Source organism: Microbacterium hydrothermale (assembly GCF_004854025.1).
In the GTDB taxonomy this organism is placed as follows: domain Bacteria; phylum Actinomycetota; class Actinomycetes; order Actinomycetales; family Microbacteriaceae; genus Microbacterium; species Microbacterium hydrothermale.
The window spans coordinates 732708-759641 of the sequence record NZ_STGM01000001.1; the positions used below are offsets into that span (position 1 = coordinate 732708).

Genomic DNA, 26934 nt, shown 5'->3' on the forward strand with positions numbered 1-26934 from the left:
TCGACGCCCGCCGGCCCGAACGGACGACAGAGATGGACACCGATCCCATGAACGCACCCCGGCTGCGCCGCGAACGGCGCCTCCTCTCGCCCTCCGATCGGCGCCGTGATCGTCGGCTCAGCCTGCGCCGTCTGCGGGGCCGTCGCCTGGGCCTCGGTGCGCTCGCCGTGCTCTCCGCCCTGGCCGTGGTGCTCGCGGGGGGCCTCGCGCTGACCCCCGCGCCCGCCGAGGCCGCGACCCGCACCGTGGTCAGCCTCACCTTCGACGACGCCAACGCCGACCAGCTCAACGCTCTCCCGGCGCTGAAGGCGAACGGGATGAAGGCCACGTTCTACGTCCCCTCCGGGTACATCGGGGCGTCCGGACACATGACCCGCGCCGATCTGACGAACCTGAAGAACGCCGGCCACGAGATCGGCGGCCACACCGTCAACCACCCCGACCTCGCGCAGGTCAGCGTCGACGAGGCCACCCGGCAGATCTGCCAGGACCGCAAGAACCTCACCTCCTGGGGTTTCACGGTCAAGAGCTTCGCGTATCCGTTCGCCTCGTCCACCCCCGACGTCGAGAAGGCCGTGGCCGCGTGCGGTTACAACAGCGGCCGGCTCCTCGGCGACATCAAGAGCCGCTTCGGCTGCCCCGACTGCGCGTACGCCGAGACGATGCCGCCCGCGGACCCGTTCGCGCTCGCCGCCCTCGATCAGGTGGATGCCACCTGGACGCTCGCCGATCTCAAGCAGGGCGTGACCAACGCCGAGAAGAACGGCGGTGGATGGGTGCAGTACACCTTCCACGACGTCTGCGACGACGCGTGCAGCGATCTGGCCGTCACCACCTCGACGTTCAGCCAGTTCGTGTCGTGGCTGAAGACCCGCCAGTCGGCGGGGACGGTCGTCAAGACCATCGGCAGTGTGATCGGCGGCACGACCAAACCCGTCGTCGACGGACCCGCCGTGCCCGCCCCGACCGGCTCGACGAACGGCATCGTCAACCCCAGTATGGAGACGGGCGCGCCCGACTGCTGGATGCGAGGGGGGTACGGCACCAACACGCCGGAGTTCAGCACCGGCTCCCCGGCCCACACCGGCAACATCGCCAGCGGCATCAGCATGACCGGCTACGTCGACGGGGATGCCAAGCTCCTCCCCCAGTTCGACCTCGGCCAGTGCTCCCCCACGGTCACGCCCGGCCGGTCGTACACGCTGCGCGAGTGGTATCAGGCGAGCGGGCCCACGCAGTTCGCCGTCTATCTGCGCTCGACGAGCGGAAGCTGGTCGTACTGGACCTCGAGCCCGTGGTTCGCCGCGGCCGGTGACTGGACGGAGGCCGATTGGACGACCGCGCCCATCCCCACCGGATACAACGGCATCAGCTTCGCGCTGAACATCTTCGGCAACGGCACCCTGCGCACCGACGACCTCGGCCTGTACGACAGCGCGAGCGCTCCCCCGCTCACCGTGATGAGCGCCACCGCGCCCGTCGACACCTCCGCACCGGCGACACCGCCCGGTCCGCTCGAGGTCTTCCGGCCGACCGAGAGCGACGTCACCGGATGACACCCCGCTCGCGCCGCACGGCGACGACCGCCCTCGCGGTGGCCGTCGCCGTCGGCGCGGTGGGGTGCGCCCCCACGCCCGCGCCCCTGCCCGACACCGGTTACCCCTGGCACACCGGCATCGTCTCGACGACGTTCTGGGTCGGCGAGGTGTTCGATCCGCAGGCGGCGGACGGCAGCCAGCGGATCTCCACCTACGACTCCGACTGGCTGGGCTCGTACGGCGGATGCGACGGCGTCGTCGAGGGCGACGGATGCCGCACCGAGAAGCGCACCGCCGACAACGGGTACTTCCCCACGCGCATGACCCCGCTCGAGAACCCGTTCTACCTCGACCTGCCCTTCGACGACGTCAACGACGAGGAGGGCTTCGCCACGCGGGGAGAGGTCGTGCCGTGGGCCGGACAGCCGGAGTACGCCGCGACGGTCGACGATCCCGACGCGAGCCTCATGAAGAACCGCTGGGTGGTCCTGCGCAAGGGCGACCGTATCTGCTACGGCCAGATCGAGGACGCCGGCCCCGGTGAGTACCGCGACAGCGCGTACGTGTTCGGCTCCGACGACCGCCGTCCCGCGAACGAGCGCTTCAACGGCGCCGGCCTCGACGTCTCCCCCGCGCTGAACGGATGCCTCGGCTTCGCCGAGCTCGACGGCGACGGCGACCACGTCGACTGGGCCTTCGTCGACGACGTCGACGTCCCGCCCGGTCCGTGGACCACGATCGTCACGGATTCCCCCGTCCGCTGAGGCGGACGCCGTGCCGGAAGGCGTCCGTCGCCGGACGCCGGAAAAGACGGAAGGGCCGGATGCCACGGCATCCGGCCCTACTGACGTCGGCGATCGAGGACGTCACTGTCCCCGACGCTCGCGGAGCTGCTGCAGCGCGTCGTCGAGGAGCGATGCGGCCTCTTCGTCGCTGCGGCGTTCCTTCACGTACGCGAGGTGGGTCTTGTAGGGCTCGGCCTTGGCCAGCGCCGGGGGGTTCGCCTTGTCGCGGCCCGCGGGAAGGCCCGAGTGGGGCGAGTCGATCGTCTCGGGGATCTCGTCGTCGGGGATCCCCGCCGCGAAGTACCGCACGGTCTCGTTGCCCAGGGCGTCCCAGTACGACACCGCGACGCGGTCCGCGTGGAAGCCGTGGTCCTGTTCGCCCATGGGGCCCGCGCCGACGCGCGAGCCACGGATGGCATTGCCGCCAGTGGCCATGTCAGATCTCCGCGAATTTGGTCAGCAGACCGAGGCCGACGATGGTGACGAACCACACCAGCGCGAGCACGATCGTGAAACGGTTGAGGTTGCGTTCGGCCAGTCCCGACGATCCGAGGGCGGAACTCATGCCGCCGCCGAACATGTCGGACAGACCGCCGCCGCGACCCTTGTGGAGCAGGATGAGCAGGGTCAGCAGGAGGCTGGTGACGCCCAGGAGAACCTGCAGGACGAACTCGAGAATCTGCACTGTCGAAAGCCTTTCGCGCGCGGACGGGACGACCGCACAAGCGTCAAGTATACGGGGACGCGTCTCAGACGCACGGATGCCCGCGGCGCGCGGCCGCGGGCATCCGGAAGGGCGTCAGACGCCGACGTGCTTCTGGAAGCGGATGATCGCCGCGAACTCGTCGACGACGAGGCTCGCACCGCCCACCAGCGCACCGTCGACGTCGGGCTCGCGCATGAAGCCGGCGATGTTGCCCGACTTCACCGAACCGCCGTACAGCACGCGCGTGCGCGCCGCCGCGTCGGCACCGAGCTTGTCGGCGACGACAGCGCGCAGCTTGGCGCAGACTTCCTGGGCCTGGTCGGGCGTCGCCGCCTGACCCGAGCCGATGGCCCAGACCGGCTCGTACGCCACGACGATGTCGGCATCCGCCGACACGCCGTCGAGCGCCACCTCGAGCTGCCCGACCGGCACGGCGCTCGCACCGAACTTCTCGAGGTCCTCCGAGGTCTCGCCGACGCAGATCACCGGGACGAGACCGTGGCGCAGGGCGGCCTGGGTCTTCGCCGCGACGACCTCGTCGGTCTCGTGGTGGAACTGACGACGCTCGGAGTGACCGATGATCACGTAGGTCGCGTCGAGCTTCGCCAGGAACTGACCCGAGATCTCGCCGGTGTACGCGCCGGAGTCGTGGGCCGAGAGGTCCTGACCACCGAGCGCGAACTCGATCTTGTCGGCGTCGAGGAGCGTCTGCACGGTGCGCAGGTCGGTGTACGGCGGGAAGACCGCGACCTCGACACTGCCGTTCTCGTGCTTGGCCTCCTTCAGCGTCCAGTGCAGCTTCTGGACGAACGCAACCGCCTGGAGGTGGTCGAGGTTCATCTTCCAGTTGCCCGCGATGAGGGGGGTTCTGTTCACTGTTGCCATCCGAGGACCTCCAGTCCGGGGAGCTTCTTGCCTTCGAGGAACTCCAGGCTGGCGCCGCCGCCGGTGGAGATGTGACCGAACTGGTCGTCCGCGAAACCGAGCTGACGCACCGCGGCCGCGGAGTCGCCGCCGCCGACGACGCTGAGGCCGTCGACCTCGGTGAGCGCCTGGGCGACGGTCTTCGTGCCGGCTTCGAACGCCTTCATCTCGAACACGCCCATCGGGCCGTTCCAGAAGACGGTGCGCGAGCCGCGGATCGCGTCGGCGAACAGCTCCGCCGTGCGCGGTCCGATGTCGAGACCGAGGCCCGAGGCGCCGAAGGCGGTGTCCTCGAGGGCGTCGGCATCCGCCACCACGTGCTCGGCGTCCGCCGAGAACGAGGCCGCGACGACCGCGTCGACCGGGAGGACGATCTCGACGCCGCGCTCCTTCGCCGTGGCGAGGTAGCCCTTCACGGTGTCGATCTGATCCTGCTCCAGCAGGCTCGAGCCGACCTTGTGACCCTCGGCCACGAGGAAGGTGAACATCATGCCGCCGCCGACGAGGAGCTTGTCCACGCGCGGGAGAAGGTGCTCGATGACGCCCAGCTTGTCGCTGACCTTCGAGCCGCCGAGGACGACCGTGTACGGACGCTCGGGGTTCTCGGTGAGGCGATCGAGGACCTCGAGCTCCTTCTGGATGAGCAGGCCCGCGGCCGAGGGCACGAGCTGGGCGAGGTCGTAGACGCTCGCCTGCTTGCGGTGCACGACGCCGAAGCCGTCGGACACGAGCGCGTCGCCGAGACCGGCGAGCTCGCGCGCGAAGGCCTGGCGCTCGGCCTCGTCCTTCGAGGTCTCCCCCGCGTTGAAGCGGAGGTTCTCGATGACCGCGACCTCGCCGTCTTCCAGCGACGCCACGGCATCCTGAGCCGACTCGCCCACCGTGTCGCGTGCGAACGCGACCGGCTGGCCGAGCAGCTCGGACAGGCGCTGCGCGACCGGCTCGAGCGAGTACTTCGGGTCGGGCGCCCCGTCGGGGCGGCCCAGGTGCGAGCACACGACCACACGCGCGCCGGCGTTGATCAGTGCGTTGAGGGTCGGCAACGACGCGCGCACGCGGCCATCGTCCGTGATGACGCCGTCCTTGAGGGGGACGTTCAGATCACAACGGACGATGACGCGCGTGCCGGCGAGCGACCCCAGCGAATCGAGGGTGCGCAGAGCCATGGAGTGTCAGAGACGCTCGGCGACGTACTCGGTCAGGTCGACGAGACGGTTGGAGTAGCCCCACTCGTTGTCGTACCACGACGACACCTTGACGAGGTTGCCGCTGACGTTGGTCAGCTCCGCGTCGAAGATCGAGGAGTGCGGGTTGCCCTGGATGTCGCTCGAGACGATCGGGTCCTCGGTGTACTGCAGGATGCCGTTGAGGCGACCCTCGGCGGCGGCCTTCTTGTAGACCTCGTTGACCTGGTCGACGGTCAGGCCCTCGGTGGGCGTGACGATCGTGAGGTCGACGATCGAGCCGGTGGGGACCGGAACGCGGTACGACGAGCCGCTGAGCTTGCCGTTGAGCTCGGGCAGCACCAGGCCGATGGCCTTGGCGGCACCGGTCGAGGCGGGGACGATGTTGATCGCCGCGCCGCGCGCACGACGGAGGTCGCTGTGCGGGCCGTCCTGCAGGTTCTGGTCGGCGGTGTAGGCGTGCGCCGTCATCATGAAGCCGCGCTCGATGCCGAAGGCGTCTTCGAAGACCTTCGCCAGCGGGGCGAGGCAGTTCGTGGTGCACGAGGCGTTCGAGATGATGACGTCGGTCTCGGGGTTGTACGTCTCTTCGTTCACGCCCATGACGATGGTGGCGTCGTCACCGGTCGCGGGAGCGGAGATGAGCACCTTCTTGGCGCCGCCGGCGACGTGCTTCTTGGCGTCCTCGGCCTTGGTGAAGCGGCCGGTCGACTCGATGACGATGTCGACGCCGAGCTCGCCCCAGGGGAGGTTGGCCGGGTCGCGCTCTTCGAAGACCTTGATGGTCTTGTCGCCGACGGTGATGGAGTCTTCGGTGTACGAGACGTCCTCGGACAGCACGCCGCCCACGGAGTCGTACTTCAGCAGGTGCGCGAGGGTCTTGTTGTCGGTGAGGTCGTTCACCGCCACGATTTCGAGGTCGGCACCCTGCGCGAGAGCCGCGCGGAGGTAGTTGCGTCCGATACGGCCGAAGCCGTTGATTCCGATCTTGACGGTCACGGAATATCTCCTGAATCAGTTGTGCGCGAGAAGCGCGTGATTGCGGTATTCGCTGGCGGACAACGGCGTCCCGGTGGGGTGTCCCACCGGGACGCCGCACCGTTTACGACAGTACCAGCAGACCCGCGGTCTTCTCACGGGCGGCGGCGAAGCGCTCCTGGGCGTCGGCCCAGTTGGCGATGTTCCAGAAGGCCTTCACGTAGTCGGCGCGCACGTTCTTGTAGTCGAGGTAGTAGGCGTGCTCCCAGACGTCGAGGAGCAGCAGCGGAACGGTGCCCGCGACGATCTGGCCCTGCTGGTCGAAGAACTGCTGGATGACGAGGTTCTCGCCGATCGAGTCCCAGAAGAGGCCGGCCCAGCCCGAGCCCTGCACACCGAGGGCGGCCGCGGTGAACTGCGCGCGGAAGGCGTCGAACGACCCGAACTGGTCGTCGATGGCCGACTCGAGGTCGCCGGTGGGCTTGTCACCGCCGTTGGGCGAGAGGTTCGTCCAGAAGATCGAGTGGTTCGTGTGGCCGCCGAGGTTGAACGCGAGGTCCTTCTGCAGGCGGTTGATGTTGGCGAAATCGCCCTTCTCGCGCGCCTCGGCGAGGAGGTCGAGGGTGGTGTTGGCGCCGTTGACGTAGGTCTGGTGGTGCTTGCTGTGGTGCAGCTCCATGATCGTCGCACTGATGTGCGGCTCCAGCGCCGAGTAGTCGTAGGGCAGTTCGGGCAGCGTGTACTTCGCCATGTTCTCTACTTCCGAATCGGGCGCCGCCGAAACCTCTCCGCCAGGACGACGAGCTGAGGGATCGTGCAGCGAGGGTGACGTCTTCATCCTATTGAGGGGTAACGCCACGGCCCCAGGGTTGCTTCCCCGGATGACGGGCGGTAGCAGCCCGGGCGCGTCGCGAGCGCGCGACGGGTCGCTCTGACGCGGCGGGATGCGCGCACGCCGGGCGGGCTCGTCGCGGACGCCAGGCGGGTCGCGACGGCGCGGCGGGACGCGCGCACGTCACGCGTGCTCGTCGCGGGCGCGCGACGGCGCGGCTCACTGCGCGCACGTCAGCCGGGCCCCGCTCCCGCGGGCCGATTCAGGATGCCGGAAGTCGCGGCATCCGGAGATCACCGCGTCAGTCGTCGGCGCCCACCGGGACCGCGGCTTCGGTACCCGGGATGCCCTCGGCCTCGGCCTTCTTGTCGGCCATGGCGAGCAGGCGCCGGATGCGACCGGCGACGGCGTCCTTCGTCAGCGGCGGGTCGGCGTGGTGGCCGAGCTCGTCGAGGCTCGCGTCGCGGTGCGCCAGGCGCAGTTCGCCGGCCTGCTGCAGGTGGTCGGGCACCTCGTCGCCGAGGATCTCGAGCGCGCGCTCGACACGGGCGCACGCGGCCACCGCGGCCTGGGCCGAGCGACGGAGGTTGGCGTCGTCGAAGTTGACGAGACGGTTCACTCCCGCGCGCACCTCACGGCGCTGGCGCATCTGGTCCCACTCCCCCGCGGTGCGGCGGGCGCCCATCTCGTACAGGGCCCCGCGGATCGCCTCGCCGTCGCGCACGACGACGCGCGGAACGCCGCGCACCTCGCGGGCCTTCGCGGGGATGCCGATGCGGTGGCCCGCGCCGACGAGCGCCATCGCGGCCTCGGACGACGGGCACGAGATCTCGAGCGCCGCGGAGCGACCCGGGTCGCTCAGGGTGCCGCTGGCGAGGAAGGCTCCGCGCCAGATGGCGCTGAGGTCGGGACGCGAGCCGGTGGTGAGCTTGTTGGGGAGTCCGCGCACGGGACGACGACGCTGGTCGAGCAATCCGGTCTGACGCGCGAGCGTCTCGCCCGCCTCGATCACGCGCACCGCGAAGTGGCCGCCGGTGCGACCTCCGGACCCCTGCACGTGGTGCAGCTCGGGGCGCACGCCGTACAGCTCCATGAGGTCGCGGGCCACGCGGCGCGCGAGGATGTCGGAGTCCAGCTCGGCCTCGACGGCGACGCGATTGGCGATGGAGTGCAGACCACCGGAGAAGCGCAGGAGGGCCGTGAGCTCGGCGACGCGCGCGGTCGGGCGCGGGTCGCGGACGGTGATGAGCTCGGCCTTCACGTCGGCGGTCAGGGGCACGATTCTCCTCGGGTGGGGGCGGCGGGGACGACGTTACAGCCTACTCGCGACCGAGGTCGCGGTGAGCCACGCGGACGGCCACCCCCGGAACATCGGCCAGACGTGCAGCGAGCTCGCGCGCCATCACCACCGATCTGTGCTTACCCCCCGTGCACCCCACAGCGACCACGGAATGCCGCTTGTTCTCGCGCTGATACCCCTCCAGGACGGGCCGCAACGCGGCCGAATAGGCGTCCAGGAACGCCGAGGCCCCCTCCTGGCCCAGCACGTATTCCCGAACTCGGGGATCCTCGCCGGTCAGCGGGCGCAGCTCGTCGTTCCAGAACGGGTTGGGCAGGAAGCGCATGTCGGCTACGAGGTCGACGTCGGGGGGCAGCCCGTACTTGAACCCGAAGCTCATGAGGGTGATCGTGTGCCGAGCGGCGCCCTCTTCGCCGAACAGCGCGACGGTGCGCAGCGACAGCTGGTGCACGTTGAGGCTCGAGGTGTCGATCACGACGTCGGCGGCCTCGCGCACGGGCGCGAGCCGTTCGCGCTCACGACGGATGCCGTCGAGGATCGTGCCGTCGCCCTGCAGGGGGTGGGGACGTCGCACCGCCTCGAACCGTCGCACGAGCACCGCGTCGGAGGCGTCGAGGAACACCACGCGCACCTGTCGCCCGGCCTGGAGGGTGCGCATCGCCTCGGGCAGGTCGCCGAACAGCGACCGTCCGCGCACGTCGACGACCACGGCGACGCGGGGAACGGCGCCGCCGGCGAGCTCGGTGAGCTCGAGGAGGGGCCGGAGCATGCGCGGCGGGAGGTTGTCGACGACGTACCAGTCGAGGTCTTCGAGGGCGTTGGCCACCGTCGAGCGGCCCGCGCCCGACATTCCCGTGACGATCAGCACCTCACCTGGCTCGTCGCGTGCCGGTTCCATGGTGATCGTCTCCCGTCGTCCTTCTCAGCCTATCGAGACAGGTGCGTGTGGATGGCCTCAGCCAGCGTCGGTCCGATGCCCGGCAGCACCGTCATCTCGTCGGGCGTGGCGTTCTTCAGCGCCGACACCGAGCCGAAGTGACGCAGCAGGGCCTTGATGCGGGCATCGCCGAGACCCGGAACCTCGGACAGGACGCTGCTGATGTCGCGCTTGCGGCGCTTGCGCTGGTGCACGATCGCGAAGCGGTGGGCCTCGTCGCGCAGGCGCTGCAGCAGGTAGAGCGCCTCCGACGTGCGCGGGAGGATGACGGGGTACTCCTCGCCCGGCAGCCACACCTCTTCGAGGCGCTTGGCGATGCCGCACAGCGCGATCTCCTCGTGACCCGCGTCGGCGAGCGCCCGGGCGGCGGCCGCGACCTGCGGCTGGCCGCCGTCGACCACGAGCAGCTGCGGACGGTAGGCGAAACGCGGACGCTTCCGCGCCGTGACGACGTCGCCGTCGCTCGTGGCCTCCTCCGACTCGGGGTCGGCGACGATCGCGCCGTTCACGGTCTCGGGCTCGATCTCGTCGGGCCGGTCGAGGTACGCCAGGCGGCGCGTGAGCACCTGGTACATCGAGTCGGTGTCGTCGGTGGTCTCCGCGACGCCGAACGAGCGGTACTGGTCTTTGCGCGGCAGCCCGTCCTCGAACACGACCATGGATGCCACGACGTTGGTGCCCGCGAGGTGCGAGATGTCGAAGCACTCGATGCGCAGCGGCGCTTCGGTCATCCCGAGCGCCTCCTGCAGGTCGGTGAGGGCCTGGGAGCGCGCGACGTAGTCGCTCGTGCGCCGGGTCTTGTGCAGCATGAGCGCCTGCTGCGCGTTCAGGGTCGCCGTCTTCAGCAGGTCGGCCTTGCGGCCGCGCTGGGCGATCTGCAGGGTCACGGGCCGTCCGCGGCGTTCGCGCAGCCAGTCCTCGAGCTGCTCGGCGTCGTCGGGAAGCTCGGGAACGAGCACCTGGCGGGGGATGTCCGAGGCGTCCGCGTCGCCGTAGGTGCGCTGCAGCACCTGGTCGACGAGGTCGGCGCCGGAGATGTCGATCTCCTTCTCGATGGTCGTCGCGCGCACACCGCGCACGCGCCCGCCGCGGACGACGAAGTGCTGGACGGTCGCGGCGAGCTCGTCTTCCGCGATGCCGAACAGATCGGCGTCCGTGTCGGAGGCGAGCACCAGCGCGCTCTTGCCGAGGACGGCGTCGATCGCCTGCAGACGGTCGCGGTAGTGTGCGGCCGACTCGTAGTCCATCGCCGCGGAGGCCTCCTTCATGCGCGCGGTCAGCTCGCGCGTGAAGCGCTGATCGCCACCCGACATGAAGGCGATGAAGTCGTTGACGACCGCACGGTGCTCCTCGACGGTCACCTTCATCGAGCACGGGCCTCCGCAGCGCCCGATCTGACCGGGGAAGCACGGACGACCGGAGGCCATGGCCTTCTTGTACGACGAGTCGCTGCAGGTGCGGATCGGGAAGACCTTGATCATCAGGTCGATGGTGTCGTGCACCGCCCACACCTTCGGGTACGGGCCGAAGTACTTGGCGCCGCGGATCTTCGGGTTGCGGGTCACGATGACGCGCGGGGCCTCGTCGGCGAGGGTGATCGCCATGAAGGGGTAGGACTTGTCGTCGCGGTAGCGGACGTTGAAGGGCGGATCGAACTCCTTGATCCACATGTACTCCAGCTGCAGCGAGTCCACGTCGCTGGGCACCACGGTCCATTCGACGCTGGCGGCCGTCAGGACCATGCGGCGCGTGCGTTCGTGGAGCGAATGCAGCGGAGCGAAGTAGTTCGACAGCCGCGCGCGAAGGTTCTTCGCCTTGCCGACGTAGAGCACCCGCCCGTCGGCATCCCGGAAGCGGTACACCCCCGGGTTGGTGGGGATCTCCCCCGCCTTCGGACGGTAGGGCAGCTGCGACATCCGACCGCGGGGGGTCGATGCGGGGGCAGAGGCAGAGCCAGCGGCAGAGGGCACGGCTCAGCCCGCCGCGCTCACGAGCTCCCGCTCGGCGCTGTCCGCGTCCGACGCGGTGTTGCGCTGCGTGCCCGTGCGTCCGGTCTCGAGCAGTTCGGCCAGGAAGGCGCCGGTGTGGCTCTCGGCCACCTTGGCGACCTGCTCCGGCGTGCCGGTGGCGACGATGGTGCCGCCGCCCGCCCCGCCCTCGGGGCCCAGGTCGATGACCCAGTCGCTGCTCTTGATGACGTCGAGGTTGTGCTCGATGACGATGACGGTGTTGCCCTTGTCGACGAGACCGTTCAGCACCTTGAGCAGGAGCGAGACGTCCTCGAAGTGAAGTCCCGTCGTGGGCTCGTCGAGGACGTAGATCGACCGGCCGTTGCTGCGGCGCTGGAGCTCGGTGGCGAGCTTGACGCGCTGGGCCTCGCCGCCCGAGAGCGTCGTCGCCGACTGCCCGAGCCGCACGTATCCGAGCCCCACGTCGACCAGGGTCTTGAGGTAGCGGTGGATCGCTTGGATGGGCTCGAAGAACTCCGCGGCCTCCGAGATCGGCATCTCGAGCACCTCGGCGATGTTCTTGCCCTTGTAGTGCACCGAGAGGGTGTCGCGGTTGTAGCGCTTGCCATGGCACACCTCGCAGTCGACGTACACGTCGGGGAGGAAGTTCATCTCGATCTTCAGCGTGCCGTCGCCCGAGCACGCCTCGCAGCGCCCGCCCTTGACGTTGAAGCTGAAGCGTCCGGCCTGGTAGCCGCGCACCTTCGCCTCGGGCGTCTCGCTGAAGAGCGTGCGGATGCGGTCGAACACCCCGGTGTAGGTCGCGGGGTTGGACCGCGGGGTGCGGCCGATGGGCGCCTGATCGACGTGCACGACCTTGTCGAGGTTGTCGAGGCCCGTGACGCGCGTGTGCTTGCCCGGAACGCGGCGCGCGCCGTTGAGCTTGGACGCGAGGACTTCGTACAGGATGCCGTTGACCAGCGTGGACTTGCCCGAACCGCTCACGCCCGTCACCGAGGTGAGCACGCCCAGGGGGAAGTCGACCGACACGTTCTTGAGGTTGTTCTCGCGCGCACCGACGACCGTCACCTGACGCTTCTTGTCGATCTTGCGGCGCTTCTTCGGCGCCTCGATCGCGCGACGGCCCGAGAGGTAGGCGCCGGTGAGGGAGGTCTCGTCGTCGAGCAGCTGGGCGAGCGGTCCGGAGTGCACGACGTTGCCGCCGTCGACGCCGGCGCGCGGTCCGATGTCGACGACCCAGTCGGCCGCGTGGATCGTCTCTTCGTCGTGCTCCACGACGATGAGGGTGTTGCCGAGATCACGCAGGGTCTCGAGCGTCTGGATGAGGCGGCGGTTGTCACGCTGGTGCAGGCCGATCGACGGCTCGTCGAGCACGTAGAGCACGCCCGTCAGGCCCGAGCCGATCTGGGTGGCCAGGCGAATGCGCTGCGCTTCGCCGCCGGAGAGGGTGCCGGCCGCTCGACCGAGGCTCAGGTAGTTCAGCCCCACCTGGAGGAGGAAGTCGAGGCGCGCGCGGATCTCGCGCAGAACGGCGGCGGCGATCGTCGCCTCGCGGTCGGTGAGCGTGAGCTTCGAGAAGAACTCCCGCGCGTCGGCGAGGCTCATGCGCGACGCGGCGGCGATCGAGGTGTCGTCGACCAGCACCGCGAGCACCTCGGGCTTCAGACGATCGCCGTCGCAGACCGCGCACGGGACCTCGCGCAGGTACTCCGCCCAGCGCTGACGCTGGGTGTCGGACTCGGCCTGCAGGTACTGGCGCTCGATGTAGGGCACCACTCCCTCGAAGCCCGAGGAGTAGCGCATCTCGCGGCCGTAGCGGTTCTTCCACTTGACCGTGACCTTGTAGTTCTCTCCGCGCAGAACGGCCTGCTGCACGTCTTTCGACAGGTCTTTCCAGGGCGTGTCGAGCGAGAACTTCAGGTCGCGCGCGAGACCTTCGAGCAGGCGCTCGTAGTACTGGAACAGGCCCTTGCCCTGGGTCGTCCACGGGAGGATCGCCCCGTCGCGGATCGACAGCTCCTCGTCGCCGAGCATCAGGTCGACGTCGACGGACATGCGGGTGCCGAGACCCGAGCAGACCGGGCACGCCCCGAACGGCGCGTTGAACGAGAAGGTGCGCGGCTCGATCTCGGTGAGCTGCAGGGGGTGCCCGTTGGGGCACGCGAGCTTCTCGGAGAACGACTGCCAGGCGTCGTCGCCCTCTTCGTCGACGTAGTTGACCTGCATGATGCCGCCGGCCAGACCCATGGCGGTCTCCACCGAGTCGGTGACCCGGCTCAGGATGTCTCCGGATGCCACGAGACGGTCGACCACGACCGCGATGTCGTGCTTGTAGCTCTTCTTCAGCGTCGGCGGCTCGGACAGCTGCACGAGCTCGCCGTCGACGACGGCACGCGCATACCCCTTGGCGCTCAGTTCTTTGAAGAGGTCGACGAACTCGCCCTTCTTCTGCGAGACCACCGGCGCGACGATCTGGTAGCGGGTGCGCTCGGGAAGCTCCATCAGCTGGTCGGCGATCTGCTGCACCGTCTGGCGCTGGATCCGCGCTCCGCAGTCGGGGCAGTGCGGCACACCGATGCGCGCCCACAGCAGACGCATGTAGTCGTGGATCTCGGTGATCGTGCCGACCGTCGAGCGCGGGTTGCGGTTGGTCGACTTCTGGTCGATCGACACCGCGGGGCTGAGCCCCTCGATGAAGTCGACGTCGGGCCGATCGACCTGCCCGAGGAACTGACGCGCGTAGGCGCTCAGCGATTCGACGTAGCGGCGCTGCCCCTCGGCGAAGATGGTGTCGAACGCGAGGCTCGACTTGCCGGAGCCCGACAGCCCCGTGAACACGACGAGCGAATCGCGCGGGATGTCGAGGTCGACGTCCTTGAGGTTGTGGACGCGCGCACCCCGAACGCTGAGCTTGCCGCTGGTGGCGGAATTCGCGGACGACGAGGGCGAAGAGACAGGAACGATCGGCACCTGTTAAGTCTAGGTCGACCCTCCGACATCGGCCCCGGGTTCGCCCCGAGCGCACGGATGTGCGAGGCTTCCGCGCGCGGTCGGGGCGGTCTCTCGCGCGAGCCCGGGGCGCATCGCCCGCGCCTCAGTCGCCGATCGACCTCGCGAAGGGGGCGAGACCGTTGCGGAGGGCGACGAGGGCCTGCTCGTCGATGCCGACCCGGCGCATGATCGCGCCCGGCACCTCGAGGGCGGCCTCGCGCAGCGCCCGCCCCTCGTCCGTGAGGTCGATGTCGAGGACCCGCTCGTCGTCGGCGCGGCGCGCACGGACGACGCGCCCCTGCGCCTCGAGGCGCTTCACCAGCGGCGAGAGCGTCGCCGGCTCCATCGCGAGCTCGGCGGCGAGAGCTCTGAGCGAGCGCGGGGCGCTCTCCCAGAGGGCGAGCATGACGAGGTACTGGGGATGCGTCAGGCCGAGCGGCTCGAGCACGGGGCGGTAGAGCGACACCACATTCCGCGCCGCCGTCACGAGCGCGAAGCACACCTGGTTCTCCAGTTTCAACGGATCATCCACGCCGCTCTCCTCGATTCGTTAGTACACTAATGATCATGACACGAAAGGATGCCGATCGCCCCTCGCTGCGCGAACGCGTTCGCGAGGCCGGCGGCTGGTACCAATACCTCAACACCCGGCTCATCCGCGTCGCCGGTCCCGCGTCCGTCGGCCCCTACGAGACGACGCCCGAGCCCGTGCGGACGGGACGCCCGTGCCCGCTGTGCGGCCACGCGATGGCCGAGCACACGGTGGACCGGACGGGTCCGAAGCCGCTTCTGCACTGCCCCTGACGGGCGAGGACGGGGCGTGCCCGCTGTGCGGCCACGCGATGGCCGAGCACACGGTGGACCGGACAGGTCCGAAACCGTTTCTGCACTGCCCCTGACCGGCGGAGAGGGGACGTGGTCAGGGCGGAGAACCGGGAAGCGCGGCCCGTGCACGACACCCGGGGCATCGACGCGAGGCGGGACCGACGCGCAGCAGGACCGACTCGCAGCAGGACCGATGCCTGGGCAGGAGCGACGCCTGGGCAGGAGCGACGCCCAGGGAGAGCGACGCGCCGTCGCCCTCCCGACCGCGCGCCGAACCCGGGAGTCGTGCCCCGGATTCCCGACTCAGGCGTGCCCGGCCCGCTCCATCGCGCGCAGTTCCTTCTTCATGTCCTGCACCTCATCGCGCAGCCGACCGGCGAGCTCGAACTTGAGCTCGGCGGCAGCCGCCAGCATCTGCTGGGTCAGATCGGCGATCGTCGACTCGAGCTGATCGGCTCCCTCCGCCGCGATGCCGGTGCGACGCAGCGACGGCGTCGGAGACTTGCCCTTGCTCGCCTTGTCGTTGCGCGCCAGCAGGTTCTTGGTGTCGGTCGCCTCGCGATTGAGCACCTCGGTGATGTCGGCGATCTTCTTGCGCAGCGGCTGCGGGTCGATCCCGTGCTCCGTGTTGTACGCGATCTGCTTCTCGCGACGCCGCTCCGTCTCGTCGATCGCGTTGCGCATCGAGTCGGTGATCTTGTCGGCGTACATGTGCACCTCGCCCGAGACGTTTCGCGCGGCGCGGCCGATGGTCTGGATGAGCGAGGTCCCGCTGCGCAGGAAGCCCTCCTTATCGGCGTCGAGGATCGCGACGAGGGAGACCTCCGGAAGGTCGAGACCCTCGCGCAGCAGGTTGATGCCGACGAGAACGTCGTAGACGCCGGCGCGCAACTCCGTGAGGAGTTCGACGCGACGGAGCGTGTCGACGTCGGAGTGCAGGTACCGCACGCGCACCCCGTGCTCGCCCAGGAAGTCGGTGAGCTCCTCCGCCATCTTCTTGGTGAGGGTGGTGACGAGAACGCGCTCGTCGCGCTCCACGCGCACGCGGATCTCTTCGAGCAGGTCGTCGATCTGCCCCTTCGAGGGCTTCACGATGATCTCGGGGTCGACCAGACCGGTCGGGCGGATGATCTGCTCCACCACGCCGTCGGCGATCCCCATCTCGTAACGACCGGGGGTCGCCGACAGGTACACCGTCTGCCCGACCCGCTCCTTGAACTCGTCCCATCGCAGCGGCCGGTTGTCCATGGCGCTGGGCAGACGGAAGCCGTGCTCCACGAGGGTGCGCTTACGCGAGGCGTCGCCCTCGTACATCGCGCCGATCTGCGGCACGGTCACGTGCGACTCGTCGATCACGAGCAGGAAGTCGTCGGGGAAGAAGTCGAGCAGCGTGTGCGGGGGGTCGCCCGCCGTCCGGCCGTCCATGTGACGCGAGTAGTTCTCGATCCCCGAGCAGAAACCGAGCTGCTGCAGCATCTCGAGGTCGAAGGTCGTCCGCATGCGCAGGCGCTGCGCCTCGAGCAGCTTGTTCTGCGACTCGAGCTCCTTCAGGCGCTCGGCGAGCTCGTGCTCGATCGTGCCGATCGCGCGCTGCACCGTCTCGGTCCCCGCGACGTAATGCGAGGCCGGGAAGATCGGGACCGACTCCATCTTCTCGATGACGTCGCCCGTGAGCGGGTGCAGCGTGTACAGCGCCTCGATCTCGTCACCGAACATCTCGATGCGGATCGCGTACTCCTCGTAGACCGGGATGATCTCGATCGTGTCGCCGCGCACCCGGAAGTTGCCGCGGGAGAAGTCGACGTCGTTGCGGTTGTACTGCATCGAGATGAACTTGCGGATGAGCGCGTCGCGGTCGTAGCGCTCCCCCACCTGCAGGGCCACCATGGCGCGCAGGTACTCCTCGGGCGCTCCCAGGCCGTAGATGCACGACACCGTCGAGACCACGACGACGTCTCTGCGCGACAGCAGCGAGTTGGTCGTGGAGTGGCGCAGCCGCTCGACCTCGGCGTTGATCGAGCTGTCCTTCTCGATGAAGGTGTCGGTCTGCGGCACGTAGGCCTCGGGCTGGTAGTAGTCGTAGTACGACACGAAGTACTCGACCGCGTTGTTCGGCATGAGTTCGCGGAATTCGTTCGCGAGCTGGGCCGCCAGCGTCTTGTTGTGGGCGAGCACCAGCGTCGGCCGCTGCACCTGCTCGACGAGCCAAGCCGTCGTCGCCGACTTTCCGGTTCCGGTGGCACCGAGCAGCACCACGTCGGTCTCTCCCGCGTTGATGCGCCCCGCGAGCTCCGCGATGGCCTGCGGCTGATCGCCGGACGGGGAGTATTCGCTGATGACCTCGAAAGGACGGACGGAGCGAGTCGGCTGCATGATTCAAGCGTAGGCGGGGCCTCCGACATCGGGGTCGGGTTGCGTTCGCCGTCGGCGAGCGCGCGGGGGAGGTCCGCTCGAGATGGACGCCCACGGCCTCAGGCCGCCGGCACCACCCGCGTCCACAGCTCGTCGACCTGGGCCCGGGTGGCATCCATCGTGGCCCCCGTGTCGATGACCACGTCCGCCAGGGCGAGCCTGTCCTCGTCGGACGCCTGCGAGCCGATCCGCGCGCGCGCGTCGGACTCGCTCAGCCCACGCCCCTCCACGAGTCGGCGTACGCGGGTCTCGACGGGGGCGTGCGCCACCACGACGAGGTCCCATGCGTCACCGGCGCGCGCCTCCGCGAGCAACGGCACGTCGTAGACCACGACGGCCCGGGGATCCGCCGCGGACGCCTCGTCGAAACGGCGCTGCGACTCAGCCCGCACGGCGGGATGCACGATCGCGTTGAGCGCCGCCAGCCGGTCCGGGTGACCGAACACGCGGGCGCCGAGACCGGGGCGATCCAAGGCCCCCTCGTCGGTGAGAACGTCGGGTCCGAACTCCCGCACGATCTCGGCGAGCACGGGCGAGCCGGGTGCCTGAACCTCGCGCACGATGGCATCCGCGTCCACGATCACGGCGCCGCGCTCGGCGAGAAGGGCGGCGATGGTGGACTTCCCGGAGGCGATTCCACCCGTCAGCGCGAGAAGAGGCACCCGACGAGGATGCCATATCGCGGCGACGGCGGCATCCCCGAGCGCCGCGGCCTGGACTCGTCTACGATTTTCCGCAGGTGGGAACGCTCCCTGCCCGCCCGACGAAAGCTGCGACATGCCCGATGCCCGCACCACGGTGGTGATCGAGGACGACCTCGACATCCGGACGCTCGTGTCCGCGGTGCTCGAGGGCGCGGGCTTCACCGTGCACACCGCCAGCACCGGGCTCGACGGCATCGAACTCGTCCGTCGGCACGAACCCGTCGTCACGACGCTGGATGTCAGCATGCCGGGCATCGACGGTTTCGAGACCGCGAGACGCATCAAGGCCTTCAGCGACACGCGCATCCTGATGGTGAGCGCACGGGCCGACGAGGCGGAGCAGCGCATGGGTCGCGAGGCCGGGGCCGACGACTACCTGACCAAGCCGTTCCGCCCCCGCGAGCTCCGCCAGCGCGTCGAAGAGCTCGCCGCGCACGCGTCCTGACGGCTGCGCGACTCACGCGATCCGGAACGCCTGCTCCCCCGTCGCCGCGGCGTGCGCCGCCGCTTCGTCTGCACGCGTCGCGAGCGATCGCGAATCCCAGCCGTGGTCGGCGCTGACGGCGACGCCGATCCCGACGACGGGCACCACCGACGTCCCCAGTCGCGCGAGGTCCTTGACCAGGCTCCCGTGCAGCACGCGGGCGACACGGCCGATGTCGGTGGTCGGCTCGGTGGTGAAGGCGACCGCGAGACCGGTCGTGTCGGCCTCGCCCACGAGCGCCATCGTCGGGGCGTGCCGCCGCACGGCCCGCCGCAATTCCCGCGCGATCTCCTCGGCGTCCTCCGGGCCGAAGGCGACGGCGACGCGCTTGAGGTCGTCCACCCGGATGCCGATGACGCACACGCCCTCCCCCGCCGTCCGCGCCCGCGCGCAGACGATGGCGAGCGTGGCCTCGAACGATTCCCGCAGCAGGACCCCGTTGGCATCCACCGACAGGCGACGGATGTCGGGGGTGCCCCGCAGCGTCGATTCGTTCGCCCGGAGCACCGAGGTGACCGTGACCGCCGCGATCACGAGCGTGATGGTCAGCAACGCCGAGACGCGCGTGTCGAAGACCGATCGGAAGAGTTCGCTGTCGGGGCCGCTCGTCACGAACACCAGCGTCCGACTGACGAACCACAGGGCTTCGACCGCCATGATGACGGTCAGACCGGCGGCGCTCCACCGTCGGCCGATCGCGCCGCGGCGGGTCTCGATCGCGCCCGCCACGGCGAACAGCGCATTGCCGAGGAAGAACGGGATGGCCCCCGCCCAGTCCCCTCCCCCGGGTCCGGCGGCCAGGGCGGAGACCGCCACGACGAGGACCACCGCCCCCGTGACGATCGCCGGTGCGCGCATCGCGCGCCCGTTCAAGGCCACGCATCCCAGCCAGATGAACCCCGTCGCCGCCACGAAGGCGGCGTTGCCCACCGCCACCGCGACGAACACGTCGGGCAGCAGGAGCCACGCGATGTAGCACACGGCGGAGAACGTGCCCGAGAGATACGCGCTCGCCCAGAGGCGCCCGGGCAGGCCGTCCCTGAGCATGAGGGTGTCGAGCAGGTACATGATCGCGGAGACGACGATCACCAGCGTGGCCGCGGTCTGCAGCGTCAGAGCGTCGAGGATCACTCACCCTCCCGGGGGTTTCGGGGCAGGCGCACCGTGAAGGCGGCGCCCTCGCCGAGGGCCGTGCGCACGGTGATCTCGCCGCCGTGCGCGCGGGCGAGATCGCGGCTGATCGCCAGGCCCAGTCCGCTCCCGTGGGCGGAGGAGTTGCGCACGGCGTCCCCGCGGAAGAAGCGTTCGAACAGGCGCGCCTGCTCGGAGGCGGAGATCCCCGGCCCGTCGTCGGCGACGATGATCGACACCGAGTGCACGTCCTGCTGCACCGCGACGCTCACCGCCGCCCCGCGCGGGACGTACTTGATGGCGTTCGACAACAGGTTGTCGACGATCTGACGGATGCGGCGGGCGTCGATGACCGCGCGAGCCTCCTCGACTCCCGAGGCGTCGATGAGCACGCCGTGGTCGAGAGCGCGAGGAGCGATCGACTCGATGGCCGCGCGCACGACAGCCGCCACGTCGGCCGAACGCAGTTCGAGGTCCACTCCCACCCCCTCGTGCGAGGTCGCGGACAGGGCGAGGATGTCGGCGACCAGCTCGAGCAGACGAGACGCGTTGCGCTCGGCCACGGCCAGGCGGTCCCGCGTGGCCGGCGCGATCGAGGGGTCGTCGAGAGCGAGTTCGAGGTAGCCGATGATCGAGGTCAGCGGGGTGCGAAGCTCGTGCGAGACGCTCGCGACGAGGTCTTCGCGGGCGCGTCGCGCCTGCTCCTCGACGGTGACGTCGCGGCTCACGAGCACGCCGTCGATCTCTCCGCCCTCGGCCGCGGGAAGGCGGCGCGCCGTGACACTCAGCGCGCGGCGGTCTTCGCCGGGGCCCCCGTACCAGACCATCTCGCCCTCGAACACCTCGCCCGCCCGTGCGCGGGCCAGGGGCGTCGCATCCGCCGCGATCGCCGTCGATCCGTCGGCCGCGAAGACCTCGATCTCCCGGCCGAAGACGTCGGTCGTGCTCAGCAGCCGGGCGTGCGCGGCGTTGGTGACGGCGAACTCCCCGGATGCCGTCACGCGGGTGACGCCGAAGTCCACGGCATCCAGCACCTCGGTGACGAGATCCTCCTGACGGCGCGCGCGATCGACGGCCCGACGCAACTCCGCTGACTGCTTCTCGAGCAGCTCCCGCTGCGCCTGTGCACGGCGGGCGGTGAAGTGGGCCATGGTCGACAACGCCGCGACGACGACCGGCAGGAGCAGCGTCGACGCGGTGAAGCGTTGCAGCTCGACGGCGATCGACTGGTGGATCATCACGACCGTCACCGACACCGAGACCGCGACGATGCCCCGGACGCCGAAGACCGTCCCGATCCACAGCGCGGGGAACGTCCAGAGCAGACCGAGGCCCGCGAGCGGCGCGCTCTCCCGCATCAGGGCGATCGCCACCACGTCGACGATCGGCAGCAGGGCCGCGCACCACCGGGGAAGGAGATCCCACGGGAGCAGGACGGCGGCGACCGCTCCCGCGAACAGGAGCGCGGCGCCCACGAAGAACGGCGTCGCATCGGTGACCTGGTCGACGAGGATCGAGACGACGACTCCGATGAACGCGGCCACGGCGAGCAGCATCTGGTTCGCCAGGATGCTGCGCCGGAGTCCGACGCGCACGCTCGGGGTCGGGGGCGCCATGGCCTCGACCATAGCGTTTACTCAGGCGACGGCCGCGTCGTTCCGCGGCGGCACGCCGACGCCCCCGCGCGGCGGCCGCGGAGCGGTCTCAGAACCCGAAGTCCCCTCCGAAGTCGCCGCCGCCGAAATCGCCGCCCCCGAGGTCTCCGCCGGCGTCTCCGCCGAAACCCCCGACGTCTGCTCCCCCGGCGTCTCCCCCGCCGATGTCTCCCCCGCCGATGGCGGTGCCGTCACCGGCCGCGTCCGCGGCCACCCCGTCCGCGTACCCGGCGTCGTATCCCGGGTCGAACATCGCCCCGACGAGGGCCGACCCCACGACGTACCCGCCGATGGTCCCGAGCATCGACGCCCCCAGCATCGACCCGAATCCGGGCCCTCCTCCCGCGCCGAACGAGCGACCGCCGAAGGTGCGCTCCATGAACCCGGGCTGCCGGTACTCCGCCCGCGTGGCGGCGCGCGCGAGCGTTCCGGGGTCGTCGCCCGCCGGCCGCTCCGCCGGCGACAGCCCCGCCGACATCTCCTCGAGCACCTGCCGACTCTGAGACGGGGTGAGGCGGCCGAACGCCTCCGCGTGCACCTGCTCCACCGTCTCGGGCGGAGCCGTGCGCAGCAGGTAGCGGTAGCGCTCGATCGCCTGACGGTCGTCCACGTCGGCGGATCCGGATGCCGCCCGCCCCGGCGCACCCGCCGGCGGAGGCGGAGCGTAGCGCCCGTCCTCGTCACGCTGTCCGCTGACGTTCCCGCGCGGCGTCGGCGCCGGCGCCGCCGCGCGGTCGGGGGTGTCGCCCGCGGACCCGAAGAGTCTGTCGAAAAGTCCCATGTCATGGCCTCCCTCGTCGTGAGCGATCACGTTACGGGGCGGGGGTCCCGCACGGGAGGGCTTGCCCCGGGCGGAGGCCCGCGCTCCGCGTTGCCCACCCCACTCGCGTCGCCGGGTCCTCGCCGCTCCCGCGGTCCCCGGATGCCACCGAGTCGCACGTCCGCCCGGTCTCACTCCCGTCCCACACCTCCCCCCGGTCCTCCCGCATCTCACCGTGTCGAACGTCCGCCCGGTCGACGTCCCGTCCCACACCTCCCCCCGGTCCCCCGGATCTCATCGTGTCGCACGTTCGCCCGGTCTCACGCCCGTCCCTCATCTCCCGCAGTCCTCCGGGACCCCCCCTCGTCGTACGTTCGCCCGGTCTCACTCCCGTCCCACACCTCCCCCCGTCTCATCCGCGACGGGCGATCGCCTCGCTCACCCATCGCGCGTAGCGGGCCCAGGGGTCGTCGACACCGGCCGACAACGCCGCGACGTGCGCATCGAGGGCGTCGCTGCGACGGAACCACTCCGTGCGGGCGAACCTCTCCGCGGCGAACTGGGCGTGTCGTCGCCCCTCGACGAGCCGGTCCCCCGGTTCGAAAGCCAGAAGCTCGTCATGCCACAGCGTCGCGAGCCGACGACGCGGTTGCGCGCTCGTGCCGATCTTGATGCGGTCCTCGAAACGCAGGTAGTACACGACGTCGACGCGGGGCGGCGGCAACTCGTCGTCGACGGTGTCGCCGTGCCGCCACTCGCACACGGCGCACAGCCACCCGCTCGGCCACCGCACGCCCAACCGCGAGCCGCACGCCCGGCAGGGCGTGGGGAGCACGTCGCTCACCCCGTCCGTCGCGCCCGCCCACTCCGCCGCCGCCGCGAGATGCCAGGCGCACAGGCGAACGGGCGCGTCCGGGTCGGCGGCGCGCCGGCAGTCCACGACGAGGCACTCGACGACGGGATTGTGGGGATCGGTCACGCACCGCACGCTACGCCGGGGCTCCGACATCCCCTCAGCCGACCCTCACGGCCGGCGAGACGCCGGGCCGGATCGATGGGGCTGGGAGGTCGGGACCGGGACGACGGGCCGGGACGGGGGCGCGACCCGAACGCCCCGCCCCGTCCCGACCTCAGTCGTCGAGCTCGGGAGCCTGCAGCACGAGGAAGAGTCCCGCGTAGGGGCCCAGCTCGAGCGAGAAGCTCTGCAGCTCGTCGACGCGACCGACGACGTCGCCCGTGGCGGCGTCGACGGCGGTGCTCTGCGGCACCAGAAACTCCGAGCGCACGGTCCCCTCGATGGTCTCCCCCGAGAAGTTGAGCACGGTGATCTGCAGGGGAGCGTCTTCCGCGCGGCGATCCCCGCCGTCCAGTCGGTGCACCATCACCAGCATGCTGGGGTGTCCCACCTGCGGAATGTCGATCTGCGTCGCGACGGCGATGCCGTGGTCTCCGCGGATGCGGAGCACGTCGCGCAGCCCCGACAGGAACGACTCCGGGTTCGCCTGCTGGGCGCCCAGCGATCCGTACAGGGAGCGCGCGCGCGGCATCCCCGACACCGACGACACCGCCTCGGGGGCGACGTCGAGGAGATCGTGACCGCCGCGCTCGATCCAGCGGGTGTCGCCCGACGAGATGAGGTGGCGCACCTCGTCGGCGGGCAGCGTGAGCGAGCCCGTGAGGTCCCAGCCCGAGAGGGCGAAGACGCCCGGCTGCCAGGAGTTGTACTTGGCCAGCAGCAGGTGGGCGTCGCGGATCGCGGGGATGTCCGCCTCGGTGATGTCGTCGAGCGTCGCCTTGCCCTGCGTGGCCGCGATGAGGGATGCCGTGGTGCAGGCGATCCCGTTCTGCGTGAACACCAGGTTGTAGTCGGCGTCGACCGTGAGCTTCTCGGTCAGGTCGGCGCGCACCATCTCGGCGATCTCGCCGCCGGTGTGCTCGTCGTGGCGGAACGGGTACACGGTGTCGCGGTGGGTCGTGGCCCAGTGCACGAGCTCGTACGTGAGCTCGTCGTGGTTCTGCATCCCGTGCACGAGCTGCACGGGCTCCACGCCCGTCTCGAGCGCCGTGTTCAGCGCGAGACGGAGGAACTCCGTGTTCGCCGTCGCGAGCGCGTGGTGATAGCCGGGACGCGTGACGAAGTCGTACGACAGGTCGGCTCCGACCGCTCCGGTGTCGCGGATGTCCTCCATCGTGAGGTTGAGCTCCTGGAAGGTGAACCCGCCGACCTTGCGCACCATGCCCGCGATGATGTGGTTCGCCGCGTGCGACAGCGGGTGGCCCTCCGACCACGCCGGCAGGCCTTCCGCGCTCTTCTCGACGCCGAGGAAGCCGTTGGCGTCCAGGCGCAGGGCACTCGTTCCCAGGTCGCCGAGGGAGTGCAGGGCGTCGCCGATCACGAGGCGCATCCCCGCGAAGGTCGGGTCGAGCCAGTTGATCGAGGGCTGTCCCTCCTTGAAGTAGTGCAGGTAGACCCAGCGGCGCTCGAGCCCGTCGGTGCCCACCACGGGAGCCGTCGCGCTCCAGTTCGTCTCCTTCACCCCGGGCGTGTAGAAGATGACGCGCTGCAACTCGCCGATGATGTAGCCGCGCGCGCTGAGTTCGCGCTCGGTCTCCGCGTCGAGGTTGACGGAGTCGCGCCCCGCCGGCACCTCGGGGAGCAGAGCCCAGTCCTCTCGCGGGATCTCGACCATGTGGTAGATCCCCGGGTAGTCCTTATAGGCCATCTCCGCGAGGCGGAAGTCGGCGCCCTTACCGGTGTGGCCGGGCACGATGTCGTCGATGACGCTGCCGCCGTGCGACTCGGCCACGTCCGCGACCCGACGGAAGGCGTTCTCGTCACCGAACTCGGGATCGATCTGCGTGCTGATGCGGTCGAAGTGCCCATCGACACTGGGCGTCTCCTGCCAGCCCGTGATCCCGCCCGCTCGCTTGACCGGACCGGTGTGGATGCCGTTGATCCCGACCCACTCGAAGGCCTCCCACAGCGCCTCGTCGCCGAGGGCGTCCAGGAACGACTCCCCCGGGCGCGTGATCAGCGAGATCGGGTAGGCGGTGAACCAGACGTCGGTCGATTCGATCGCCCTTCGCGCGTCCGGACGCGCGTAGGGGTTGCGCCACATCGACGGCTGACCCGACAGCTGCCGGCTCAGCACGTCGGCGTCCTTCAGCATCGACTGGCGCACGAGCCACTCGACGTACGAGGGGTTCCCGCCGTTCGCGTTGCGCGGGTCGGTCAGGAACCGCCGCAGTGTCCCACCGCGGAACTGATCCCGCGGCCGCAGTCGACGCGGCCGCGCCGGATAGCGCTGTTCGTCGTAGCTGATCTCGGCGACGGTCTCGATCGACTCGTCGCCGTCGCTCATCTGTTCGTCCGTCATGGTGCGCTCGTCGGCGTCGTCCACTCCCGACCTCCTCACGTCATGAACGACGCTAGTCGGTCGCGTCTCGGAGTGACGTGGCCATTGACCTCAGGATGCCGCGTGTCGACGGATCCGGACTCAGGAGGGGGCAGCTGTCGCCCGGCCTCGAGGGAGCGCGATCACCGCGAAGACGAGCGCGACCGCGCACAGGAGCGCCACGACACCGAGGAACCACCCCCACCCCGCCGCCCCGAACACGATGCCGAGCGCCCAGCCGAACACGCTCGACCCGGCGTAGTACCCGAGGTAGTACAGCGACGACGCCTGCGCCCGCGCCTCCGGCACCGCGGCGACCGGCGTCCATCCGGATGCCACCGCGTGCGCGGCGAAGAACCCCGCCGTGAACGCGACCAGGCCCACGAGCACCGCGACGACAGCGGGGACGAGCATCAGGGCGACCCCGACCACCATGACCGTGATCCCGACCGCCAGCACCGGAAGGCGCCCGTACCGCACTGCCAGCGCCCCTGCCTGCGGCGACGACGCCGTTCCGGCGAGATATGCCAGGAACAGCAGGGTGATCAGGGCGGGGGCCAGCGAGAAGGGTGGCGCGCTCAGATGGAAACCCAGGTAGTTGTACACCGCGACGAACGCACCCATGAGCAAGAAGCCCTGCGCGTACAGGGCGAGCTGCACCGGAGAGCGGAGGTTCACCGCAAGCCGGCGGAGGATCGACGGACCGCGATCGATACGGCGGCGACCCGGGACGAACCCGCGCGCCGCGGGCACGAGGGTCAGGAACAGCACGGCCGCCACGACGCAGAGAAGGACGACGGATGCCACCCCCCACCGCCAGCCGGCCGCCTCCCCCACCCATCCCGATACGACTCTTCCGCTGAGACCGCCGACGGTGGTGCCCGCGATGTACGACCCGGCCGCGGCGGCGACGTGCCGGGCGTCGACCTCTTCGCTCAGGTACGCCAGGGCCACCGCCGGCACCGCTCCGAGGGCGGCGCCCTCGAACAGGCGCAGGGCGAGCAGCACCGTGATGTCGTGCGCCAGGGGCGTCAGCGCGCCGAGCGCCGTCGCGGCGATGAGTCCGATCGCCATCGCCGGGACCCGGCCGATCCGGTCCGCGACGATCGACCACGGGATCACCGCCACGGCGAGGCCCAGTGTCGAGGCGGACACGGTCAACGCCGCGCCCGCCGGCCCGGTGCCGACGTCGGCCGCAAGAGACGGCAGCAACGCCTGGGTCGAGTACAACTGCGCGAACGTGGCGACTCCGCCGAAGAACAGGCCGATCAGGAGGCGGCGGTACTCGCGGCTGCCGGGAAGGTGCCCCGCGAATTCACTCACTCTCTCGACAGTAGCGGTCGGAGTACGACGAAGCGCCGGCACGCGCCCCCACCGAACGGATGGGGGGCGTACCGGCGCTGATCTCCCCCACGGGTGGGGG

At 70.2% G+C, this 26934-nt stretch carries 23 protein-coding genes; 4 read left to right on the forward strand and 19 right to left on the reverse strand.

Going from position 1 to position 26934, the window contains the following annotated elements; translation table 11 throughout:
- Positions 1 to 32: 32 nt before the first annotated feature.
- Entirely contained in the window at positions 33 to 1556 is a 1524-nt protein-coding gene (locus tag FB047_RS03520; protein WP_136585804.1) for a polysaccharide deacetylase family protein, read from the forward strand.
- Positions 1553 to 2302, forward strand: coding sequence for a hypothetical protein (locus tag FB047_RS16810; protein ID WP_167494129.1), 750 nt, complete (start codon positions 1553 to 1555; stop codon positions 2300 to 2302). The genes FB047_RS03520 and FB047_RS16810 overlap by 4 nt, the downstream gene beginning before the upstream one ends.
- 102 nt (positions 2303 to 2404) lie before the next feature.
- On the opposite strand, the gene FB047_RS03530 is transcribed toward FB047_RS16810, so the two are convergent.
- From FB047_RS03530 to FB047_RS03580, 11 genes are all read right to left on the reverse strand, one after another.
- Positions 2405 to 2758 carry an RNA polymerase-binding protein RbpA gene (locus tag FB047_RS03530; protein WP_055955187.1) on the reverse strand — a complete coding sequence of 118 codons (354 nt, stop codon included), beginning with the start codon at positions 2756 to 2758 and terminating at the stop codon, positions 2405 to 2407.
- A gap of 1 nt (position 2759) precedes the next feature.
- The gene (gene secG, locus FB047_RS03535) at positions 2760 to 3008 is read right to left on the reverse strand and encodes a preprotein translocase subunit SecG (RefSeq protein ID WP_013586744.1); all 249 of its coding nucleotides are present in this window, start codon (positions 3006 to 3008) and stop codon (positions 2760 to 2762) included.
- Between the two features lie 114 nt (positions 3009 to 3122).
- Positions 3123 to 3914 (reverse strand): triose-phosphate isomerase, encoded by a 792-nt coding sequence (tpiA, locus tag FB047_RS03540; protein WP_136585805.1) that lies wholly within the window; start codon positions 3912 to 3914, stop codon positions 3123 to 3125.
- Positions 3902 to 5119 (reverse strand): phosphoglycerate kinase, encoded by a 1218-nt coding sequence (locus FB047_RS03545; RefSeq protein ID WP_136585806.1) that lies wholly within the window; start codon positions 5117 to 5119, stop codon positions 3902 to 3904. Before FB047_RS03545 ends, tpiA begins: the two co-directional genes overlap by 13 nt.
- Before the next feature lie 6 nt (positions 5120 to 5125).
- A complete protein-coding gene (gene gap, locus FB047_RS03550) occupies positions 5126 to 6136 on the reverse strand; it encodes a type I glyceraldehyde-3-phosphate dehydrogenase (protein ID WP_136585807.1) in 1011 nt (336 codons plus the stop codon).
- A gap of 103 nt (positions 6137 to 6239) precedes the next feature.
- Positions 6240 to 6866: a superoxide dismutase gene (locus FB047_RS03555; RefSeq protein WP_076675340.1), complete on the reverse strand. Its 627-nt coding sequence runs from the start codon at positions 6864 to 6866 to the stop codon at positions 6240 to 6242.
- 382 nt (positions 6867 to 7248) lie between these two features.
- Complete coding sequence (gene whiA / locus FB047_RS03560; protein WP_136585808.1) at positions 7249 to 8226, reverse strand: DNA-binding protein WhiA; 978 nt, start codon at positions 8224 to 8226, stop codon at positions 7249 to 7251.
- Positions 8227 to 8266: 40 nt separating this feature from the next.
- Entirely contained in the window at positions 8267 to 9145 is an 879-nt protein-coding gene (rapZ, locus tag FB047_RS03565) for an RNase adapter RapZ (protein WP_136585809.1), read from the reverse strand.
- Positions 9146 to 9174: 29 nt separating this feature from the next.
- Positions 9175 to 11100: an excinuclease ABC subunit UvrC gene (uvrC, locus tag FB047_RS03570; RefSeq protein ID WP_136585810.1), complete on the reverse strand. Its 1926-nt coding sequence runs from the start codon at positions 11098 to 11100 to the stop codon at positions 9175 to 9177.
- 57 nt (positions 11101 to 11157) lie between these two features.
- On the reverse strand, positions 11158 to 14124 hold the full coding sequence (gene uvrA / locus FB047_RS03575; protein WP_205822632.1) for an excinuclease ABC subunit UvrA: 2967 nt from the start codon (positions 14122 to 14124) through the stop codon (positions 11158 to 11160).
- 124 nt (positions 14125 to 14248) lie between these two features.
- Positions 14249 to 14677, reverse strand: a complete 429-nt coding sequence (locus FB047_RS03580) for a MarR family winged helix-turn-helix transcriptional regulator (RefSeq protein ID WP_136585811.1) — start codon at positions 14675 to 14677, stop codon at positions 14249 to 14251.
- Between the two features lie 29 nt (positions 14678 to 14706).
- Between FB047_RS03580 and FB047_RS03585 the strand changes: the two genes are divergently transcribed.
- The gene (locus FB047_RS03585; RefSeq protein WP_136585812.1) at positions 14707 to 14949 is read left to right on the forward strand and encodes a hypothetical protein; all 243 of its coding nucleotides are present in this window, start codon (positions 14707 to 14709) and stop codon (positions 14947 to 14949) included.
- Positions 14950 to 15273: 324 nt separating this feature from the next.
- On the opposite strand, the gene uvrB is transcribed toward FB047_RS03585, so the two are convergent.
- Together uvrB and coaE are read right to left on the reverse strand one after the other, a co-directional pair.
- Positions 15274 to 17343, reverse strand: coding sequence for an excinuclease ABC subunit UvrB (gene uvrB, locus FB047_RS03590; protein WP_136585813.1), 2070 nt, complete (start codon positions 17341 to 17343; stop codon positions 15274 to 15276).
- A gap of 98 nt (positions 17344 to 17441) precedes the next feature.
- Positions 17442 to 18044: a dephospho-CoA kinase gene (gene coaE, locus FB047_RS03595; protein ID WP_136585814.1), complete on the reverse strand. Its 603-nt coding sequence runs from the start codon at positions 18042 to 18044 to the stop codon at positions 17442 to 17444.
- A gap of 115 nt (positions 18045 to 18159) precedes the next feature.
- Here coaE and FB047_RS03600 point away from each other — a divergent pair, with 115 nt between their 5' ends.
- Complete coding sequence (locus FB047_RS03600; RefSeq protein ID WP_136585815.1) at positions 18160 to 18531, forward strand: response regulator transcription factor; 372 nt, start codon at positions 18160 to 18162, stop codon at positions 18529 to 18531.
- Between the two features lie 12 nt (positions 18532 to 18543).
- On the opposite strand, the gene FB047_RS03605 is transcribed toward FB047_RS03600, so the two are convergent.
- The 6 genes from FB047_RS03605 to FB047_RS03630 all read right to left on the reverse strand — a co-directional run bounded on the left by FB047_RS03605 (position 18544) and on the right by FB047_RS03630 (position 26834).
- Positions 18544 to 19701 (reverse strand): diguanylate cyclase domain-containing protein, encoded by a 1158-nt coding sequence (locus FB047_RS03605; RefSeq protein ID WP_136585816.1) that lies wholly within the window; start codon positions 19699 to 19701, stop codon positions 18544 to 18546.
- Positions 19698 to 21317, reverse strand: coding sequence for a sensor histidine kinase (locus FB047_RS03610; RefSeq protein WP_167494130.1), 1620 nt, complete (start codon positions 21315 to 21317; stop codon positions 19698 to 19700). Before FB047_RS03610 ends, FB047_RS03605 begins: the two co-directional genes overlap by 4 nt.
- An 88-nt stretch (positions 21318 to 21405) precedes the next feature.
- The gene (locus FB047_RS03615; RefSeq protein WP_240752540.1) at positions 21406 to 22137 is read right to left on the reverse strand and encodes a hypothetical protein; all 732 of its coding nucleotides are present in this window, start codon (positions 22135 to 22137) and stop codon (positions 21406 to 21408) included.
- Positions 22138 to 22528: 391 nt separating this feature from the next.
- Positions 22529 to 23056 carry a GIY-YIG nuclease family protein gene (locus tag FB047_RS03620; RefSeq protein ID WP_136585877.1) on the reverse strand — a complete coding sequence of 176 codons (528 nt, stop codon included), beginning with the start codon at positions 23054 to 23056 and terminating at the stop codon, positions 22529 to 22531.
- A gap of 190 nt (positions 23057 to 23246) precedes the next feature.
- Positions 23247 to 25493, reverse strand: coding sequence for a maltose alpha-D-glucosyltransferase (gene treS / locus FB047_RS03625; RefSeq protein WP_240752589.1), 2247 nt, complete (start codon positions 25491 to 25493; stop codon positions 23247 to 23249).
- A gap of 120 nt (positions 25494 to 25613) precedes the next feature.
- On the reverse strand, positions 25614 to 26834 hold the full coding sequence (locus tag FB047_RS03630; RefSeq protein ID WP_136585818.1) for an MFS transporter: 1221 nt from the start codon (positions 26832 to 26834) through the stop codon (positions 25614 to 25616).
- Between the last annotated feature and the right edge of the window lie 100 nt (positions 26835 to 26934).

Excerpts from the sequence above, each read along its gene's own strand:
- tpiA (WP_136585805.1), bottom strand. The coding sequence starts at position 3,914 with ATGGCAACAGTGAACAGAACCCCCCTCATCGCGGGCAACTGGAAGATG.
- FB047_RS03555 (WP_076675340.1), bottom strand. The coding sequence starts at position 6,866 with ATGGCGAAGTACACGCTGCCCGAACTGCCCTACGACTACTCGGCGCTG.
- FB047_RS03530 (WP_055955187.1), bottom strand. The coding sequence starts at position 2,758 with ATGGCCACTGGCGGCAATGCCATCCGTGGCTCGCGCGTCGGCGCGGGC.
- FB047_RS03545 (WP_136585806.1), bottom strand. The coding sequence starts at position 5,119 with ATGGCTCTGCGCACCCTCGATTCGCTGGGGTCGCTCGCCGGCACGCGC.
- FB047_RS03600 (WP_136585815.1), top strand. The coding sequence starts at position 18,160 with ATGCCCGATGCCCGCACCACGGTGGTGATCGAGGACGACCTCGACATC.
- FB047_RS16810 (WP_167494129.1), top strand. The coding sequence starts at position 1,553 with ATGACACCCCGCTCGCGCCGCACGGCGACGACCGCCCTCGCGGTGGCC.
- uvrB (WP_136585813.1), bottom strand. The coding sequence starts at position 17,343 with ATGCAGCCGACTCGCTCCGTCCGTCCTTTCGAGGTCATCAGCGAATAC.
- uvrC (WP_136585810.1), bottom strand. The coding sequence starts at position 11,100 with ATGTCGCAGCTGCCCTACCGTCCGAAGGCGGGGGAGATCCCCACCAAC.
- FB047_RS03585 (WP_136585812.1), top strand. The coding sequence starts at position 14,707 with ATGATCATGACACGAAAGGATGCCGATCGCCCCTCGCTGCGCGAACGC.
- FB047_RS03610 (WP_167494130.1), bottom strand. The coding sequence starts at position 21,317 with ATGGCGCCCCCGACCCCGAGCGTGCGCGTCGGACTCCGGCGCAGCATC.
- FB047_RS03520 (WP_136585804.1), top strand. The coding sequence starts at position 33 with ATGGACACCGATCCCATGAACGCACCCCGGCTGCGCCGCGAACGGCGC.
- FB047_RS03615 (WP_240752540.1), bottom strand. The coding sequence starts at position 22,137 with ATGGGACTTTTCGACAGACTCTTCGGGTCCGCGGGCGACACCCCCGAC.
- treS (WP_240752589.1), bottom strand. The coding sequence starts at position 25,493 with ATGACGGACGAACAGATGAGCGACGGCGACGAGTCGATCGAGACCGTC.
- rapZ (WP_136585809.1), bottom strand. The coding sequence starts at position 9,145 with ATGGAACCGGCACGCGACGAGCCAGGTGAGGTGCTGATCGTCACGGGA.